This window comes from Mycobacterium asiaticum, assembly GCF_001668675.1.
Lineage (GTDB): Bacteria > Actinomycetota > Actinomycetes > Mycobacteriales > Mycobacteriaceae > Mycobacterium > Mycobacterium asiaticum_D.
Genome location: NZ_LZKQ01000324.1, coordinates 1 through 17,575, shown reverse-complemented (window position 1 = coordinate 17,575; position 17,575 = coordinate 1). Strand labels below are relative to the sequence as shown.

The 17,575-nt window shown below is 68.5% G+C and carries 16 protein-coding genes; 3 read left to right on the top strand and 13 right to left on the bottom strand.

Annotated features, from left to right (window positions below; all coding sequences use genetic code 11):
- Positions 1 to 20: 20 nt before the first annotated feature.
- From A9X01_RS26555 to log, 7 genes are all read right to left on the bottom strand, one after another.
- A complete protein-coding gene (locus A9X01_RS26555; RefSeq protein ID WP_003406247.1) occupies positions 21 to 188 on the bottom strand; it encodes a DUF3117 domain-containing protein in 168 nt (55 codons plus the stop codon).
- Positions 189 to 365: 177 nt separating this feature from the next.
- The gene (locus A9X01_RS26550) at positions 366 to 947 is read right to left on the bottom strand and encodes a DNA-3-methyladenine glycosylase I (protein ID WP_065123562.1); all 582 of its coding nucleotides are present in this window, start codon (positions 945 to 947) and stop codon (positions 366 to 368) included.
- On the bottom strand, positions 944 to 1,306 hold the full coding sequence (locus A9X01_RS26545) for a DivIVA domain-containing protein (protein WP_065123560.1): 363 nt from the start codon (positions 1,304 to 1,306) through the stop codon (positions 944 to 946). The genes A9X01_RS26550 and A9X01_RS26545 overlap by 4 nt, the downstream gene beginning before the upstream one ends.
- A 36-nt stretch (positions 1,307 to 1,342) precedes the next feature.
- Positions 1,343 to 2,296 (bottom strand): glucosyl-3-phosphoglycerate synthase, encoded by a 954-nt coding sequence (locus A9X01_RS26540; protein ID WP_065123559.1) that lies wholly within the window; start codon positions 2,294 to 2,296, stop codon positions 1,343 to 1,345.
- Entirely contained in the window at positions 2,293 to 3,168 is an 876-nt protein-coding gene (gene folP / locus A9X01_RS26535; protein ID WP_065123558.1) for a dihydropteroate synthase, read from the bottom strand. Before folP ends, A9X01_RS26540 begins: the two co-directional genes overlap by 4 nt.
- A gap of 56 nt (positions 3,169 to 3,224) precedes the next feature.
- Positions 3,225 to 5,003 carry a long-chain-acyl-CoA synthetase FadD6 gene (gene fadD6, locus A9X01_RS26530; RefSeq protein ID WP_065123556.1) on the bottom strand — a complete coding sequence of 593 codons (1,779 nt, stop codon included), beginning with the start codon at positions 5,001 to 5,003 and terminating at the stop codon, positions 3,225 to 3,227.
- Positions 4,996 to 5,589: a cytokinin riboside 5'-monophosphate phosphoribohydrolase gene (gene log / locus A9X01_RS26525; protein ID WP_065123555.1), complete on the bottom strand. Its 594-nt coding sequence runs from the start codon at positions 5,587 to 5,589 to the stop codon at positions 4,996 to 4,998. Before log ends, fadD6 begins: the two co-directional genes overlap by 8 nt.
- A 71-nt stretch (positions 5,590 to 5,660) precedes the next feature.
- On the opposite strand from log, the gene A9X01_RS26520 reads away from it, so the two are divergent.
- Positions 5,661 to 7,781 carry an AAA family ATPase gene (locus tag A9X01_RS26520; RefSeq protein WP_065123553.1) on the top strand — a complete coding sequence of 707 codons (2,121 nt, stop codon included), beginning with the start codon at positions 5,661 to 5,663 and terminating at the stop codon, positions 7,779 to 7,781.
- On the opposite strand, the gene dapE is transcribed toward A9X01_RS26520, so the two are convergent.
- Positions 7,778 to 8,842: a succinyl-diaminopimelate desuccinylase gene (dapE, locus tag A9X01_RS26515; protein ID WP_065123551.1), complete on the bottom strand. Its 1,065-nt coding sequence runs from the start codon at positions 8,840 to 8,842 to the stop codon at positions 7,778 to 7,780. The two genes, A9X01_RS26520 and dapE, sit on opposite strands and share 4 nt — an antisense overlap.
- Before the next feature lie 92 nt (positions 8,843 to 8,934).
- Between dapE and dapD the strand changes: the two genes are divergently transcribed.
- A complete protein-coding gene (gene dapD / locus A9X01_RS26510) occupies positions 8,935 to 9,888 on the top strand; it encodes a 2,3,4,5-tetrahydropyridine-2,6-dicarboxylate N-succinyltransferase (RefSeq protein WP_155772305.1) in 954 nt (317 codons plus the stop codon).
- Here the strand turns inward: dapD and A9X01_RS26505 are convergent.
- The 5 genes from A9X01_RS26505 to A9X01_RS26485 all read right to left on the bottom strand — a co-directional run bounded on the left by A9X01_RS26505 (position 9,885) and on the right by A9X01_RS26485 (position 16,032).
- Entirely contained in the window at positions 9,885 to 11,150 is a 1,266-nt protein-coding gene (locus A9X01_RS26505) for an MFS transporter (RefSeq protein WP_065123590.1), read from the bottom strand. The two genes, dapD and A9X01_RS26505, sit on opposite strands and share 4 nt — an antisense overlap.
- A 169-nt stretch (positions 11,151 to 11,319) precedes the next feature.
- Positions 11,320 to 12,729: an acyl-CoA synthetase gene (locus A9X01_RS26500; RefSeq protein ID WP_065123549.1), complete on the bottom strand. Its 1,410-nt coding sequence runs from the start codon at positions 12,727 to 12,729 to the stop codon at positions 11,320 to 11,322.
- A gap of 13 nt (positions 12,730 to 12,742) precedes the next feature.
- Entirely contained in the window at positions 12,743 to 13,534 is a 792-nt protein-coding gene (locus A9X01_RS26495) for an esterase/lipase family protein (protein ID WP_065123548.1), read from the bottom strand.
- 2 nt (positions 13,535 to 13,536) lie between these two features.
- The gene (locus A9X01_RS26490) at positions 13,537 to 14,445 is read right to left on the bottom strand and encodes an alpha/beta fold hydrolase (protein WP_065123546.1); all 909 of its coding nucleotides are present in this window, start codon (positions 14,443 to 14,445) and stop codon (positions 13,537 to 13,539) included.
- Positions 14,446 to 14,556: 111 nt separating this feature from the next.
- Positions 14,557 to 16,032 (bottom strand): aldehyde dehydrogenase family protein, encoded by a 1,476-nt coding sequence (locus tag A9X01_RS26485; protein ID WP_065123589.1) that lies wholly within the window; start codon positions 16,030 to 16,032, stop codon positions 14,557 to 14,559.
- Positions 16,033 to 16,200: 168 nt separating this feature from the next.
- Between A9X01_RS26485 and A9X01_RS26480 the strand changes: the two genes are divergently transcribed.
- The gene (locus tag A9X01_RS26480; protein ID WP_065123545.1) at positions 16,201 to 17,403 is read left to right on the top strand and encodes a cytochrome P450; all 1,203 of its coding nucleotides are present in this window, start codon (positions 16,201 to 16,203) and stop codon (positions 17,401 to 17,403) included.
- Positions 17,404 to 17,575: the final 172 nt, after the last annotated feature.

Below are 17,575 nucleotides of genomic sequence, written 5' to 3'. Positions count from 1 at the left end.
CCGTCCGATGGCCGGGTGGGCTAGCTGGTGACGCCTTTGAGCTCGTCGCCCAGCGCGGCGGCTTCGTCGGGCGTCAGCTCGACGACGAGGCGGCCACCACCTTCGAGTGGTACCCGCATTACGATGCCGCGCCCCTCCTTGGTTGCTTCTAGTGGACCGTCGCCAGTCCGGGGCTTCATCGCCGCCATCGAGTGCTCCCTCCAGATTCGAGCTGGCCCGCGCCTGCGGACCTGGTCGGCGCCGAGCATGCCCCGCCAGCGGATTCCCAGCCATACCCGACATTGAACTGCCAAATCACGCCTCTATTGTTCCCTATCCGGGTTAGCAGGTGCACAAAGACCCGCTTCTGGGGCGATTTGGGCCACTCAACGAACGGCCTGCTGCACCCAGCAGCCGCTGATGTGGTCGTCGACCATGCCGGTGGCCTGCATCAACGCGTAGGCGGTGGTCGGCCCCACGAACCGGAATCCGCGCCGTTTGAGCTCACGTGCCATGGCTTTCGATTCGGCACTTGTCGAGGGGATTTCGGACAGGTCAGCGAACCTGGGCCGAGGCGACGGCGCAAAAGACCACAACAGGTCGGACAGGTCTTGCGGCGACCCGAGCTCCGCGGCCGCGCGGGCGTTGGCGATCGTCGCCTCGATCTTGGCCCGGTTGCGCACGATGCCGGGATCGGCCAGCAGTCGTTGCACGTCGGCGTCGGTGAAGCCGGCGACCGTCTCGATGTCGAACTGGTGGAAAGCCTGCCGGAAGTTCTCTCGTTTGCGCAGGATGATCAGCCACGACAGGCCGCTCTGGAACGCCTCCAGACTCATCCGCTCGAACAGCGCGGTTCCATCGCGGAGCGGTTGGCCCCATTCGGTGTCGTGATAGGTGCGGTACAGGTCCGCATCGGGACCCGGCCGGACCACCGCCCAGCCGCAGCGCACCAGGCCGTCGTCACTCATGTGGGGCCGGACCGCTCTTGCACGACGCTCTCCTCGTCGGGCACCGGCGTGCTGTCGCTCTCCAGGTCAGGCCCGTTTTGGTGCGTCGCCGCCAGCTCCTCGCGCAACCGCTCCAGCTCGGCGCCGAGGCGGGCCAGCACCCAGTCCACCTCAGTGGTGTTGTAACCCCGGAAGACTTGGGTGAACTTGACGGCCTCGACGTCGGCGCCGGTGATGCCGGACGCGGGCAGCACCGTCGCCGTCGTGGCCCGCGGCAGGGGCGGCAGCTGCTCGCCGCGACCGAACAGCAAACTCGCCGCGCCGAACAGCACGATCGCGACCAGGATCAGAACCACCAGGTAAAGCAACACCAACGCCACGGGGACGATCTTGCCCTACGGCACTGACACGGGTTCTCAAGCAGGCCGGAGCACGCTCATCGGCGGCCGGTCGGCCAACGACACCGGCAAGGTGTGCTGGGTGTAGCCATCCGGGACCGGGAAGAACTGGGTGAGTCCGACGCCGGAGTCGGGAATGCCGCACCGCGACAGCAGGGTGGCGATCACCTGCCGGCTCATGGCGCCCAATTCTTCCAGCGGACGGTTGCGGTGCGCTCGGACGCCCAGGTTGACCTGGGCGATCGCGTCCAGGCCCAATCGGTCGAAGGTGTCGACGAGCAGGCCGATCTCGACGCCGTAGCCTGGCGCGAACGGCAGCGACGTGAGCAGCTCGCGGGTTGCGGCGTACTCCCCGCCCAGTGGCTGCAGTACGCAGCCCAGCTCGGGCCGAAGCGCCGCGAGCAGGGGCCGTGCGACCAGCTCGGTCACCCGGCCACCCCCGGTCGCGCCGGCGCTGCCGCTGGCGTCGGCGACGTTCAGCGGGCGGCGGTAGAAGCCCTTCACCAGGTGAATGCCCTCGCCGGTGAGCAGCGGACCAACCAGGTACGGCACGAACATCGGGTGCGGGTTGATCAGGTCGGAGTCGATGAACACCACGATGTCACCGCTGGTGGCGGCCAGCGAGCGCCACAGCGCCTCGCCCTTGCCCGGCCGGGTCGGGACTTCGGGAACGGCCTGCTCCCGGCTGACGACGCGTGCGCCGGCGGCGATCGCGCGGATCTCGGTGTCGTCGGTGGAGCCCGAGTCGAGCACGATCAACTCGTCAACCAGCCCGTCCACCAGCGGTGAGACGCTGTCGATGACGGACGCGACGGTCTCTTCCTCGTTGAGCGCGGGCAACACCACCGAGATCGTGCGGCCGGCCTTGGCCGCGACCAGTTCGCTGATCGTCCAGCGCGGCCGATTCCAGCTGCGTTCGGCCAGCCAGGTGTCATTGATCAGATCACCGGTGAACAGTTCCGATGCCGTCATGCGAGCCCCCTCACCGTGCGCTTCGGCGGACGCATCCCCTGGATCGAGGCCACCATCTCCAGCACCCGGCGGGTCGCCGCCACCTGATGCACCCGGAACATGCGCGCGCCGGCGGCCGCCGCCAGCGCGGTCGCTGCCAGCGTTCCCTCGAGCCGTTCGGTCACGTCCACGCCAAGAGTCTCCCCGACGAAGTCCTTGTTGCTCAAAGCCATGAGCAAAGGCCACCCGGTCTTAACAAGATCGTCCACGTGCCGCAACAGCAGCAGCCCGTGGAAGCTGTTCTTTCCGAAATCGTGGGCCGGATCGATCAACACCCGGTCGCGGGCCACTCCGACCGCGACGGCCCGCTCGGCGGCGGCTGTGACCTGGCGAATCACGTCGTCCACCACCCCGCGGGTAGTCGTACCGTAACTCACCCGGAACGGCCGCGTACGCGGTAAGGCTCCCCCGGTGTGCGCGCACACCAGGCCCGCGCCGAACTCGGCGGCCACTTCCTGCAGTCGGGGGTCGACCCCGCCCCAGGTGTCGTTGATGATGTCGGCGCCCGCCGCGCAGGCCAGTTCGGCCACCTCGGAGCGCCAGGTGTCGACGCTGATCAGTTGCTGGGGGTAGGTGTCGCGCAGCCATTCGACGAACGGCACCAGGCGGGCGACCTCGGTATCGGTGTCGACGTGCTCGCCGGGGCCGGCCTTGACGCCACCGATGTCGATCACGTCGGCGCCGTCGGCGACGGCTTGGTGGACCGCCTCGCGGGCGGCGCCGTCGGCGAACGTCGCACCCCGGTCGAAGAACGAGTCCGGGGTGCGGTTGACGATCGCCATGATCAGCGCGCGATCGCTCGCGACTGGGCGACCGCACAGGGTTGACTGCACGCCTCCATAGTGCCTGGATGTGCGCGGGCCCTCGAAACCGCGGTGCCCGCGGTTATTCAGCCCTGCGGGCGCTTGCCGGAGGAAACTTCCTCGGGGTACTCGTCGTAGAACGGCACGTAGCCTTCTTTCCGTCCGGCCAGCACGTACAGCGGGTCTTTGACGTCCGAGCCGTACGCCTGCTTGCGCAGCTCCACCTTGCGGCTCTTGAACGTCGTCGTGTGTTCGAGCGACTCCACCAGCCGCACGAACAGCGGCAGCGCGTAGGAGGGCAGCTGGTCATAGACCGCCCGCGCCAGGGACTGGCCGTCGAACTCCTTGCCTTCGCGCAGCTTGATCGCGGCCATACCGGCGCGCCCGCCGGTATCTGGCACCTCGACCCCGAACACCGTGCACTCCTCGACATTGGGATCCGTGGCCACCGCGGCCTCCACCTGCGTGGTGGCCACGTTCTCGCCCTTCCAGCGGAAGGTGTCGCCGAGCCGGTCGACGAACGCGGCGTGGAACATGCCCTGCGGGCTCATCACGTCACCGGTGTTGAACCAGGTGTCGCCCTCCTTGAAAGCGTTGCGCACCAGCTTCTTCTCGGTCGCCGATTTGTCGGTGTAACCGTCGAACGGCTGCAGTCGATTGACCGGGCTGAGCAACAAGCCCGGCTCGCCGGCGGGCACCCGCCGGACCCGCCCGTCCTCGTCGCGGACCGGCTCGCCGGTGTCCGGGTCGTACTCGACGTAGGCCAGCGGCATCGGTGAAATCCCGGTGCTGCGAGGCACGTTGAAGATGTTGATGAATGCCGTGGTGCCCTCGCTGGCGGCGTAGAACTCACAAACCCGGGCGATGCCGAACCGTTTGGTGAATTCCTCCCAGATGTCCGGCCGCAGCCCGTTGCCGGCGATGACGCGGACCTTGTGTTTGCGGTCGGTCGGCTTGGGCGGCTGGTTGAGCAGATACCGGCAGACCTCGCCGATGTAGATGAACGCCGTCGCGTCGGCGGCGATCACCTCGTCCCAGAACCGCGACGCCGAGAACGACTTGCCCAGCGCCAGGGTCGCGCCGGAGTTGATCACCGACGACACGGCGACCGTCAGCGCATTGTTGTGGTAGAGCGGCAGGCAGCTGTACAGCGTGTCAGAGGATTTCAGCCGCAGTCCCATCCCGCCGAACGCCCCGAGGGCCTTGAGCCACCGGTAGTGCGTCATCACGCTGGCCTTGGGATATCCGGTGGTGCCCGAGGTGAAGATGTAGAAGGCGGTGTCCTTGGCGCGCACCGCCGAAGCCGACGACGGGTTGGTGGCCGGCGCGGTGGTGGCGAATCGCTCCAGGTCTTCGACGGTCAGCACCTCGCCCGCCGACCCGCCGGACTCGCTTACCGCGCTGACCAAGTCGGATTCGGCGATCAGCACCTTGGCGTCCAGCAGTCCCAGGCTGTGCTTGAGGACGTCGCCGCGCTGGTGGTAGTTGAGCATCCCGGCGATCGCGCCGCACTTGACCACGGCCAGCATGGTCAGCACCGCATTGGGTGAGTTGCGCAGCATCACGCCGACGACATCGCCCGGGCCGACGCCGCGCGCGGCCAGCACGGCGGCGTATCGGTTGGCGGTTGCGTTGGCGTCGCGGTAGGTGAGCTGCTGGTCGCCGAACTTCAGAAAGATCCGGTCGGCGTAGCGCGCGGCCCGGTCCTGGAACACCGACGCGATCGACACCTTGGACCCCGGCCGGGCCAGCAAGCCGGTCACGCCCCGCAGGATCGACGGCGCGTCGGCGATGAGGCCGGGCACCTGCGCGGCGATGTGGGTGAGCTTGACTTGGGTCCGCGCGCCGCCCTCGTGATCAGACACCTGATTCCTCGATTCTCTGCAGACTTGTCAGCCCGGGCGCGCACGCCTGCAGCGCCTCGCCGACCTTATCCACCACAACTAGCCGATCGACCGCCGCCTGGGAGATGTAGCCGCTGTCGGTCAATCCGTATACCCAGGCCAGAAACCCGTCGTAATGCCCCCAGGGATCCAGCAGCACGATCGGCTTGTCGTGCACGTCCAGATAGCCCTGGGTCCAGGCACTCAACAACTCGTCGAGGGTGCCGACACCGCCGGGCAACGCGATGAACGCGTCCGCGCGCTCCTCCATCACCCGTTTACGCTCGCTCATCGTGTCGGTGACGATCAGCTCGTCGGCATCCCGGTCGGCAAGTTCGCGGTTCTGCAACATCGTGGGTATCACCCCAACGGTCCAGCCCCCGGCCGCCCGCGCCGCCGGGGCCACCGCGCCCATCGCCGAGACGTGTCCGCCGCCCCACACCAGCTTCCAGCCACGCGAGGCGATGCTCGCCCCGAGCGACGCGGCGAGCTCGAGTAATTCCGGGTGCGTTGGCGAGGCGGCGCAGTACACCGCCACCGTCCACTGACCGTTGGTCTCTGCGGGCATACACCGAAACGTAGACCAACCGCCCAAGCCCTGCGCACAGCCGGGGTGAAGGTCACCATAAACTCACAACGGTGCCGATTCGTTGGAACGTCCCGCAGCACGCGGCCGCGCTGGAACGGCTGGACGCCGCGCTGGGGGACGCGGGCGGCGGCGTCGTCCTGGGGCCCGACGGCGTCGGCAAATCCACCCTCGCCCGGTTGGCCGCCGAACGATTCTGCGAACGCAATCCCGGCACGCTGACCCGTTGGGTCATCGGCACTCCCGCCGAGCGCGTGGTGCCGTTCGGCGCCTTCGGCCATCTCGTCGACATTGCCGAGATCGGTAAGCCGGCGGCGTTATTGCGGGCCGCGCGTACCTCACTGATGAGGGCCGCCGAGCAAGGCGATCTGCTGCTCGTCGTCGACGAGGCGAACGACCTCGACATCCTGTCGGCCACGCTGGTGTACCAGCTGGCCCTGACCCGCACCGCCCGGATGGTCGTCACCGCCCGCGCGGACGCCGCCCCGGCCGCGATCGCGGCGTTGTGGACCGACGGACTGTTGGAGCGGATCGACGTCGAGCCGCCGGACACGGCGCGCACCGCTGCCGACGTCGACGAATTCCTGGCCCATTTGCCGCCACCGGCCCGGGCGGTGTTGGACTACCTGGCCATCCTGGAACCCCTGACGCTGGCCGATCTGACCGTGCTGGCCGGGGAGGGCGCCGTCGGCCAGGCCGAGGACCTCGGCGCCGCCGAGACCCGGGTACGGGGCGGCAGCGCCACCGACCCGGTGGTCTACACCGCGCACCCGCTGTTCGGCGAACGCGCGAGGACGGCCCTGGGTAAGGACGGCGCGCGGCAACGTCGCACCGATCTGGTCAACCTGCTCTCCCAGCACCCGTGCGAGCGATTGAGCGACCGGTTGCGGCTGGCCTCGCTGGCGTTGGAATGCGATGTGCCCCAACCGATCACGGAAGTCACCGAGGCAGCCCAGCAGGCGCTGCGACTGGGTGACTTGCGGCTGGCCGAACGGCTGGCGCGGGCGGCGGTGGATCGGTCGGGCGGCCTTGTGGCCCGGTTGGTCCTCGGTCAGGCGCTGGCCTGGCAGGGACGCGGCCGCGAGGCGGGCGCGGTGCTGTCGGCGGTGGATCCGGCCGGCCTGTCGGAACCCGAGCTGATGTCGTGGGCGGTACCGACTGCCGCCAACCAGTTCTGGATGCTCGGTGAGCCCGAACGGGCCACCGCCTTCCTGCAAACCACCCGCAATCGGGTCACCCAGCCCGCGGCCCGCGCGGTGCTGGACGGGCTGACCGCCACGTTCGCGATGAACTCCGGGAACGTGGCGCGCGCCATCACATTGGCGACCTCAGTGCTGGACGGTCCGGCCGACAGTGACATGGCGGTGGCGTGGGCGGCCAGTGCCGCAGCGTTGTCGTCGGCGCGGATGGGCCGGCTGGGCGATGTGCAGCGGTTCGCCGAAACTGCCGCGGCGGCAGAGCATCCGGGGCTGTTGCGGTTCACCGTCGGCCTGAGCCAGATCATCGCGCTGCTGATGGCCGGTGAAGTCGGACAAGCCCACACGCTGGCTCAACAGTTCACCGACTTCGCCGAGCTGCAGCAGCCGGGACGCTCCATCGGCGAGTCGCTGCTGGCCTACGTGCTGCTGGTCAAGGGCGAATTCGCCGCCGCCGCAGCGTTGTTGGAGCCGGCCGCGGCAGAACTCGAACGCAGCGGCTACTCCTGGGGACCGTTCTCCCTGATGTTGCTGACGACGGCCGTCGCACGGCAGGGCGACATCCCCGGCTCGGCAAAAGCCCTGCGCCGAGCCGAAAACCGGCACGGGACGAAATCGGCGTTGTTCGCACCCGAGCTCGGCATGGCCCGTGCCTGGACCAGGGCGACGGCCCGGGACAACACCGGCGCGATCAGCGCCGCACGCGAGGCCGCCAGAACCGCCGAACGCGCCAAGCAGTCCACCCTGGCGCTACTGGCCTACTACGACGCCGTCCGGCTCGGTGATCTGCGCGCTGTCGACCCGCTGGCCCGGCTGGCCGACGAAATCGATTGCCAGGTCGGCCATCTGGTGGTTCGTCATGCCCGCGCCCTGGCCGGCCGTGATGCGGCCGCCCTGACCGCCGTTGCCGAGGAGTTGGCCGCGATCGGGATGGGCGCGGCCGCAGCCGACGCGGCCGCGCAGGCCTCGCGCTTCTAGCGGCTCAAGTAGGCGCGCAACATCTCCACCGCGGCGGTGATGTTGGCCACCGGCACTCGCTCGTCGCGCTTGTGCGCCAGGTTCGGGTCACCGGGGCCATAGTTGAGCGCCGGAATCCCCAGCGCGGCAAAGCGAGACACATCCGTCCAGCCGTACTTCGCCCGCACCTGTCCGTCCGCGGCCTCGACCAGCGCCTTCGCGGGCGGCGCCGTGAGCCCGGGCAGCGCACCGGCGGCCGAGTCGGTCAACTCGATCCGCACGTCGAGTCCGTCGAGCACCTCGTGGACATGCTGCAGCGCGGCCTCCGGCGACCGGTCCGGGGCGAAGCGGAAGTTGATGGTCACCGAGGCGGCGTCGGGAATGACGTTTCCCGCGACCCCACCGTCCACGCGGACGGCCGACAAGCCCTCGCGATAAACGCAGCCGTCGATGTCCACGCTGCGCGCGGTGTACGAGGACAGCCGGTCCAGCACGGCGCCGAGTTTGTGAATGGCGTTGTCGCCCAACCAGGATCGAGCCGAATGCGCGCGAGTCCCGGTGGCGCTGACGACGACGCGCAGCGTGCCCTGGCAGCCCGCCTCGATGAACCCGGCGGTGGGCTCGCCCAGGATCGCCACGTCGGCGGCCAGCCACTCCGGAAGTTCACGCTCCAGGCGTCCCAAACCATTTGCGGCCGAATCGATTTCCTCGCAGTCGTAGAACACCAGCGTCAGGTCGTGCACCGGTTCGCCCACCGTGGCGGCCAGGTGCAGAAAGACCGCGTCACCGGATTTCATGTCCGCGGTGCCGCAGCCGTACAGCTGATCGCCCTCGATCCGGCTGGGCAGATTGTCGGCCACCGGGACGGTGTCCAGGTGCCCGGCGAGCAGCACCCGCGACGGCAGGCCCAGCGCCGTACGCGCCAGCACGGCGTTGCCGTTGCGGACGATTTCGAAGCCGGACGTCTGTGCCCGCAGCGCCGCCTCCACCTCGTCGGCGATGCGCCCTTCGTCGCGTGACTCGCTGGGGATGTCCACCAACGCCGCGGTCAGCGCAACGGGATCTCCGGATAGGTCCAGCACGAGGTTAAGCCTAACCACCGCGAGCAGACGCAGAATCGCACTGCCGCGGGCAGTGGGATGCGATTCTGCGTCTGCTCGGCGGCCAAAGTAACCTGACCGCCGTGACTGGAGCTGCAGGTATTGGCCTGGCGACCCTCGCCTCCGACGGGTCTGTCCTCGACACATGGTTTCCCGAGCCCGAACTGACCGACTCGGGGACCACCGCCACCACTCGGCTGGCGCTGTCCGATCTCCCCGCGGAACTGGCCGCGCTGGTCGGCCGTGACGACGACCGCAGCACCGAGACCATCGCGGTGCGCACGGTCATCGGCGACCTGGCCGATCAGGCCACCGACGCCCACGACGCCTACCTGCGACTGCACCTGCTCTCCCACCGGCTGGTGGCGCCGCACGGGCTCAACGCCGGCGGCTTCTTCGGGGTGCTGACCAACGTGGTCTGGACAAACCGCGGCCCGTGCGCCATCGAGGGCTTCGAGGCGGTGCGGGCGCGGATGCGCCGACACGGCCCGGTGACGGTGTACGGCATCGACAAATTCCCGCGGATGGTCGACTATGTGCTGCCCTCAGGTGTGCGCATCGCCGACGCGGACCGGGTACGTCTGGGCGCGCATCTGGCGCCGGGCACCACCGTGATGCATGAGGGCTTCGTCAACTACAACGCCGGCACTCTCGGCGCTTCCATGGTGGAGGGCCGCATCTCGGCGGGCGTAGTAGTCGGCGACGGATCCGACGTCGGCGGCGGCGCGTCCATCATGGGCACGCTGTCCGGCGGCGGCGAGGAGGTCATTTCGATCGGCAAGCGCTGTCTGCTGGGCGCCAACGCCGGGCTGGGCATCTCCCTCGGCGACGACTGCGTCGTGGAGGCCGGTCTGTACGTCACGGCCGGCACCAAGGTCGCGCTGCCCGACGGCACCTCGGTCAAGGCGCGCGAGCTGTCCAACAGCAACAACCTGCTGTTTCGGCGCAACTCACTGTCGGGGGCGGTCGAGGTGGTCTCCCGCGACGGTCAGGGCATCGCGCTCAACGAGGAACTGCACGCCAACTAGAGAGCGCCGATCGCGGCCGCCCCGGTCTCGGGCAGCAGATAGGTGCACACCAGGCTGGTTCCGACCAGCCCGGCCAGCAGCAGCCCCACCGACCAGCTGCCGTAGGCGGCCAGCAGCGTCCCGGCGATCAGCGGCGGGACCGCGCCCCCGGCGATGCCTCCGAAGTTCACCGCCAGCGCCGAGGCGGTGTAGCGGTAGCGGGTGGCGAACAACTCCGGAATGAAGGACGCGGTGGGCCCCGAGCTGATCCCGACGATGGCGTAGACGCCGATTATCGCCACCGCATAGCCGGTCGGGCTGCCGGTCCCGATCAGCGGCATCACCACCAGCGACCACGGCAGGCACGCCCCGAACCCGATCAGCATGATGCGGCGCCGGCCATAGCGGTCGGACAGGATGGCCGAGACCGCGACGGAAGCCATGCTGGCGAACCCGCCCAGCACGCCGATGGACAGGATCAGGCAGCGCGAATAGCCGAGGTGGTGCAGGGCGTAGCTGGGCAGGAAAGTGCTGGCCATGTACACCATCCCGAACGCCGTCAGGACGGTGCCTGCGGCCAGGGCGACCTGGTGGCGCTGCAGCCGCAGCACCTCCGACACCGGTGCGTCGGGGACCAGGTTGCGGGCTTTCTCCGCCGCGAACACCGGGGTCTCTTCGATGTTGAGCCGCACATACAGCGCGATGACGATCATCGCCGCGCTGATCAGGAAAGGAACCCGCCAGCCCCATTGCACGAACGCCGGGCTGTTCTCGCCGATGGTGTAGTTCACCGCGAGGAAGGTGAGACTGGCCAGCACGGTCGCGCTGCCGCCGCCGATCAGGGTGAACATGCCGTAACGGCCCCGCTTGTCCGGCGGCGCGTACTCGGCGCTGAGCAACGCCGATCCCGCCCACTCGCCGCCGACGGCGAACCCCTGCAACAGCCGCAGGGTGGTCAGGATCAACGGCGCGGCGACGCCGATCGCGGCCGTGCTGGGCACCAGACCCACCGCCACCGTCGAGCAGGCCATGATCAGCAGGGTGGCGATCAGGGTCTTCTTACGGCCCAGCCGGTCCCCGTAGTAGCCGAACACCGCCGCGCCCAGCGGCCGGGACAGAAAGGCCGCGGCGAACGTCCCCATCGAGGCGATGGTGCCCACCGTCGCGCTCAGATGCGGGAAGAACACGACCGGGAAGACCAGCGCCGCGGCGGTTCCGTAGATCAGGAAGTCGTAGTACTCGATCGCCGATCCGACATAACAGGCCACCGCGACCCGTCTCATCGATGTGCCACTGGGAGCGGCCGCGACCGTCACCACGGTGACTCCCAGACAGCGTTCCCCCGTCGATCCACCCTGACGACGTTAAGTGACGCAGCGCCATCTGGCCCGCTGGAGAACCTGCTAACATCCTGCGAGTCCGGTAACGAATGTGCTACGCCCGGTTCGGGTCTCAGCCTTCGGCCAGTAGTTGCTTCTTGAGCACCTTGCCCAACGCGTTGCGCGGCAGCGAGTCCACGATCCGCACCTCGCGTGGACGTTTGTGCACCGAAAGTTGTTCGGCGACATACTGGATGAGGTCCTCGGGCCTGATCCCGGGCGAGCCGACGACATACGCGACGATCCGCTGGCCGAGATCGTCGTCGGGCACCCCGACCACCGCCGCCTCGGTGACGTCCGGATGACCGAGCAACACGGTCTCGATTTCGCCTGCGCCGATGCGGTAGCCGCCCGATTTGATCAGATCGACGGACTCGCGTCCCACGATGCGGTGCATGCCGCCGCTGTCGATGACGGCGACGTCTCCGGTGCGGTACCAGCCGTCCGGGGTGAATGCCTCCGCGGTGGCCTCGGGCCGGTTCAGATAGCCGTCGAACAATGTCGGTCCCCGAACATGAAGGCGCCCAACGGTTTCCCCATCATGGGCAGCCAGTTCCCCGTGGTCGTCGACCAGTCGGGTCTGCACGCCCGCCAACGGCAGGCCGACCCAGCCCGGACGGCGTTCACCGTCGGCGCGGGTGGACACGGTGATCAGCGACTCCGAGGCACCGTAGCGCTCGATGGGCCGGTGCCCGGTCAGTTGCTCCAGCCCCTCGAACACCGGCACCGGCAGCGCCGCACTGCCCGAAACCAACAGTCGCGCCGGTTTGAGCGCCTCGGCGGCGGCCCGGTCGGCCACCACCCGCGACCACACCGTCGGCACGCCGAAATACAGGGTGCCCTTCGCGGCCGCGTATCCGGCCGGCGTCGGTTTCCCGGTGTGCACGAAGCGATTTCCCACTCGCAGCGACCCCAGTAGACCGAGCACCAGCCCATGGATGTGGTACAGCGGCAGGCCGTGCACCAGCACGTCGTCGGGTGTCCATTGCCAGGCATCCGCCAACGCATCGAGGTCTGCGGCGATGGCCCGCCGGCTGACCTGCACACCCTTGGGCAATCCCGTTGTGCCCGAGGTGTATACGACCATGGCCGGGGAGTCCGGCGCCGGCTCGGGATAACGGTGCCAGGACCGGGCGTGCAGCCGCACCGGGATGTGCGGCAGGCCTTCCGGGTCGTCGGGCTGCGGCCCGAGCCAGGCCTGGGCACCCGAGTCGGTGAGCATGTGGCGGCGCTCGGCCACGCCGACGTCGGCGGGAACCGGTACGACGGGGACGCCGGCGATCAGGCATCCGGTGATCGCCAGCACGGTCGATGCGGTGGGCGTCGCCAGCACCGCGACCCGCTGTGCGCCGGCCACCCGCTCTGCCACCGAGGTGGCCGCGCCCACCAGATCGCTGCGGCTCAACGTGAAGCCGTCGATCCTGACCGCGTCGGGAATGTCGGTCTGGGTGACGACCGCGGGGTTGAGCGAGGTCAGCAGCACGTCAGCGAGGGTATTACGCCAAGCGGACCGGACTGGCGACGGGCCTGGGAAACAGCGGCCGCAGCGCCGCCGGCGGCCGGAACGGCGTCCAGGTACCCGCCGGCTGGGCCAGCCGGTCCGCGATGGCCCAGATGGTCGCCGGGTGGTGGCCGTAGCCGATGTGACTGCTCAACACCGCGATGTTCTCCGCGCGCTCGGACGACGCGTCGATGCAGGTCTGCCAGGCCACCATGCCGTCGTAGCGCGAGTAGATCGAGGTCGACGGCACGGGTAGGGGTTCGTTCTCGCTTGCCAGCGGCAGCTCGTGCCGCTCGGCGTGCAGCCGCGCGAACAGGTTGAAGCTTGCGGTGGCGCGCGACTGGCCGGCGTGCTGCATCCGGTACGGGCTGCCCAAGGTGATCACCTGGCGGACCGCCGCCGGATTACGGCGGGCCAACCGGCGCGCGAAGATGCCACCCAGGCTCCAGCCGATCAGGCTGACGGGCGCGTCGTATCGGGTGTGCAGCTCGTCGAGCAGGTCGTAGATGCGCGCCACCACCTTGGGAGTCGGGCCGATATTGACGCCCAGGCCCCACCCGTGGGCCCGATATCCGAGCCGGGTCAACACCCGGCGCAGCGTGCACGTCGTGCCGTCGCCGGCGAGCAGACCCGGCAGCACCAGCACGGGGTGCCGATCGCCGACCGGCAGCTTGTGCTGCAGCGGCAGCACGCTGAGCAGCTGGCCGTACTCGACCACCGCACGCGGAATGTCGGTGAGGTAGAGCCCCAGCGGGGGTGCGGAATCGGTTGTCCCGGCTGTCACCATCGTCACGCCTCCTCGTCCCAGATCTTCATCAGGGTGGCCAGGATCTCCTCACCACGGCCGAGCCCGGCGAGGTGGCTTTCCTCGGGCAGATGGAACAACTCGGCGTTGGGCAGCCGCGACACCGCATGCTCCCCGTGCGCGAACGGGATGATGTGGTCGTGGTCGCCGTGCCACCAGCGCACCGGCACTTTCACCTCTTCGAGCCGGAAGCCCCAGTCCCGGGCGAACAGGATGACGTCGTTGAACGGCGCGGCCAGCTGTTTGCGGCTGCCGTTGAGCAGGTCGTCAAGGAACATCGCCTTGAACTCGGGCCGGTTCAGCAGGTGCCGGTCGGCCTGCGGGGACAGCAGGGCGTAGACATCGAGCGCCGGGGAGGCGATCGGCCGCACCGCTTGGATCAGCAGGCTTGCGCCGACGCGCAGCGGGCTGCCGCCGAATTTCAGCAACGGCGCGACGCGCAGACCCAGGTCCATGGCTCCGCCCCTGATCGCGTCGGGCCCCTGCGTCGGCGCGACACCGCCGAGCACGCCGACGGCCACGACGCGCTCAGGCAGTCCGGCGGCACAGGCCAGCGTGTAGGGCCCGCCACCGGACAGGCCGACCACCGCCATCTTGTCGATGCCCAGCGTGTCCGCGATGACGCGCAGGTCGTCGGCGAATGCCGAGAGGGTCTCGTAGCGATACGGGGTCGACGAGCCGATGCCCGGGCGATCGACGCCGATCAGGCGGACGTTGTGGTGCTCGGCGTAGACCCGCGCCTCGGTCGGGATCTGCCGGCGGGCACCCGGGGTGCCGTGCAGCCAGAAGACCGCGCGCCCCTGCGGCGCACCGAACTCCGCGAAACCAATTTGCCGGCCTTCGCCTACGGCGATGTTTCCTTCGAGCTTGGGTCGGTCGATCGCGACGGCCATGCCAAGCAACCTTTCGTCATCGGATACATCGTTGCATCCGAATCATAACAGTGCCGGGCCGACGTTCAGGAGCTAATCCGCGACCGCGTATTTGGGATCGAGCTGCGCCTCTCAGAGCGGCACCCCAATCGCCATCGGCTCCATGTACTGATGCAGCCCGCCGATGCCGCCACCCTCGCGGCCCAGTCCGCTCAGCTTGAACCCGCCGAACGGCGCGGCGCCGGGGCCGACGCCGTTGACCGCGATCTGGCCGGTACGGATGCGGCGGGCGACACCGACGGCCCGGTCCACGTCCCCGCCGTACACCGAGCCGGACAGGCCATAGCGTGAGTTGTTCGCGATGGCGACCGCGTCGTCGTCGTCGCGGTACCGGATGACGCTCAGCACCGGACCGAACACTTCTTCCTGTGCGATCACGGAATCGGGCTGCACCGCGTCCAGGATTGTCGGCTCGACGTAGTAGCCGACGTCCAGGCCCGCCGGCCGGCCGCCGCCGGTGACCAGCCGAGCGCCGTCGTCGAGCGCCCCGGCGATGTGCGCCTCGACCCGCCCGCGCTGCGCGTCGCTGATCAGCGGGCCCATTTGCACGTCGGGATCGGTCGGATCCCCGACCTTGACCGCCCGGGCCAGCGCGGCGAGCCGGTCGACCACGTCGTCGTGCAACGAATCCGGCAGCAGCAGCCGGCTGTGCAGAATGCAGGCCTGCCCGGCGTGCAGCGAACAACAGTCGAACAGCATCTGTTGCAGCATCTCGTCGGTGACCTGCGCGTCGTCCAGGATGATGCACGCCGACTTGCCGCCCAACTCCAGCAAGAGGCGCTTGAGCGTGTCGCCCGCGGCCGACATGACCTGACGTCCGACCACCGTGCTGCCGGTGAAGCTGACCATGTCGACGCGGGGATCGGTGGTCAGCAGCCTGGCCGCGTCGACTCCCGACGGGGTGACGACGTTGACCACACCCGGCGGGAAATCGGTGTGCTCGTCGATGATCCGGGCCAGCGCCAGGCCGGCGAGCGGGGTGAGCGGCGACGGCTTGAGTACGACGGTATTCCCGGCCGCCAGCGCGTGATTGAGCTTCATGACGTTCAGGCAGTGCGGGAAATTCCACGGCGTCAGCACCGACACGACACCGAGCGGTGCGTGGCGCAGCAATGTGGTGCCGGCGCCGATGCCGGTGACTTCCTCGTCAGCCAGTTGGGTGGCGAGTTGAGCGGCGTGCATGGACATGAACGCCGCGCCGTCGACTTGCATGATCCGTTCGTTGGCGATGCAGCCCCACTCCAATTGCGACAGCGCGAAGAATTCGTCGGCGTGTTTGAGCAGCGCGTCGCCGAGTTGACTCAGGCAGTTGCCGCGGTCCGCTGCGGTCATGTCCGCCCACGGCCCTTCGTCGAAGGCGCGGCGCGCGGCGCCGATCGCCGCACCGACCTGTTCGGCGCTTGCGTCCGGGGCGGTGGCGATGACCTGCTCGGTGGCCGGCGAAATGTCTTCGTAGCGACCGTTTTCCGGTTCGACCCACCTCCCGTCGATGTAGAGCTGGTAGGTGTCGATCAGTCCCGGGAGTTCCGTAGCTTGTGGCGCAGTCATCTGCTTCCTCACCCCAACGTCGGTCATCTATCCCCTTGGTGTACACCCGCGGGACTCGGGCGTCAATCGTCCATCTGCTGAAATACGGACCAAATCAACGACAGTGTGTCCTTGTTGACACGGACATCCGGCGCAGAGTAGACACGATGCGCAGGACACTTTTCATTAATGTGTCGGATCGGAGGACCGCTCGCCGTGCACACCGACACCCCCCTGCACTCCCCTGACTTCTACGCCGGCGACCCGTACCCGGCCTACCGCGAGCTGCGGGCGAGCTCGCCGGTGCACTGGAACGACGTCACCCATTTCTGGGCGTTGCTGAAATACGAGGACATCCGCTACGTGTCCAGCAACCCCGCGCTGTTCACCTCGACAAAGGGCATCTCGATACCCGACCCGCAGATGCCCAACCCGGTGCAGGAGGGCGCGCTGATCTTCACCGATCCGCCACGGCACCGGCAGATGCGCAAACTGATCAACTCGGGCTTCACCCGGCGGCGGGTTGCGGTGCTGGAGCCCAAGATCCGCGAGATCGTCCGCGGCATCCTCGATGGGGTCGAGGCCGGCTCCGTGCACGAATTCGCCGAGGAGATCGCCGCCCCGCTGCCGACCCGCATGATCGCCGAACTGATCGGCGCGCCCGCGGAGGACTGGGAACAGTTCCGGGCCTGGTCCGATGCGGCCACCGGTACCGCCGACCCGGAGATCGAACTGGACTCGTTCGTGGCGATCGGCCAGCTCTTCGAGTATTTCCAGAAGCTGATCGCCGCCCGGCGCCAGGAACCTCGCGACGACCTGTTGTCGGTGCTCGCCGAGTCGGAGATCGATGAACATCGTCTGACCGACGAGGACCTGCTGAACTTCTCCTTCCTGTTGTTGGTGGCCGGCAACGAAACCACCCGCAACCTGATCGCACTCGGCACGCTGGCGTTGATCAACCACCCCGACCAGTGCCGTCTGCTGGTGGAAGACCCGACGCTGATTCCCAGCGCGGTGGAGGAGATGCTGCGCTGGAACAGCCCCGTCGTCAGCATGTCGCGCGTCGCGACCACCGATGTCGAGATCCGCGGCCAGCTGATCCGGGAGGGTGATGTGGTGACCATGCTGTACGGGTCGGCCAACCGCGACGAGGACGTATTCGGCTCCAACAGCGAGGAATTCGTCGTACGACGCCATCCCAACCCACACATCGCTTTCGGCTGCGGTGAACATTCCTGCATCGGAGCGCAATTGGCGCGGCTGGAGGCGACCGTGTTCTTCGACGAATTCCTGCGCCGGTTCCCCAGGCTGGAACTGGTCGGCGAGGTCGACCGGATGAAGGCCACCATGGTGCCTGGGGTGAAGCGCATGCCGGTGCGACTGGGGGTCTGAGCCGATGGATCTCGAGTACACCCCGGAACAGGAAGAGCTGCGGGCCGAGATGCGTGCCACGCTGCAACAGGTCATGACCCCCGAACGCGTCGCGGCGATCGCCGAGAACCCGCGCCCGCCATATTCTTTGGGCCATCCGACGCCGAGCAGGTTGGCTGCCGCCAATGCGCGC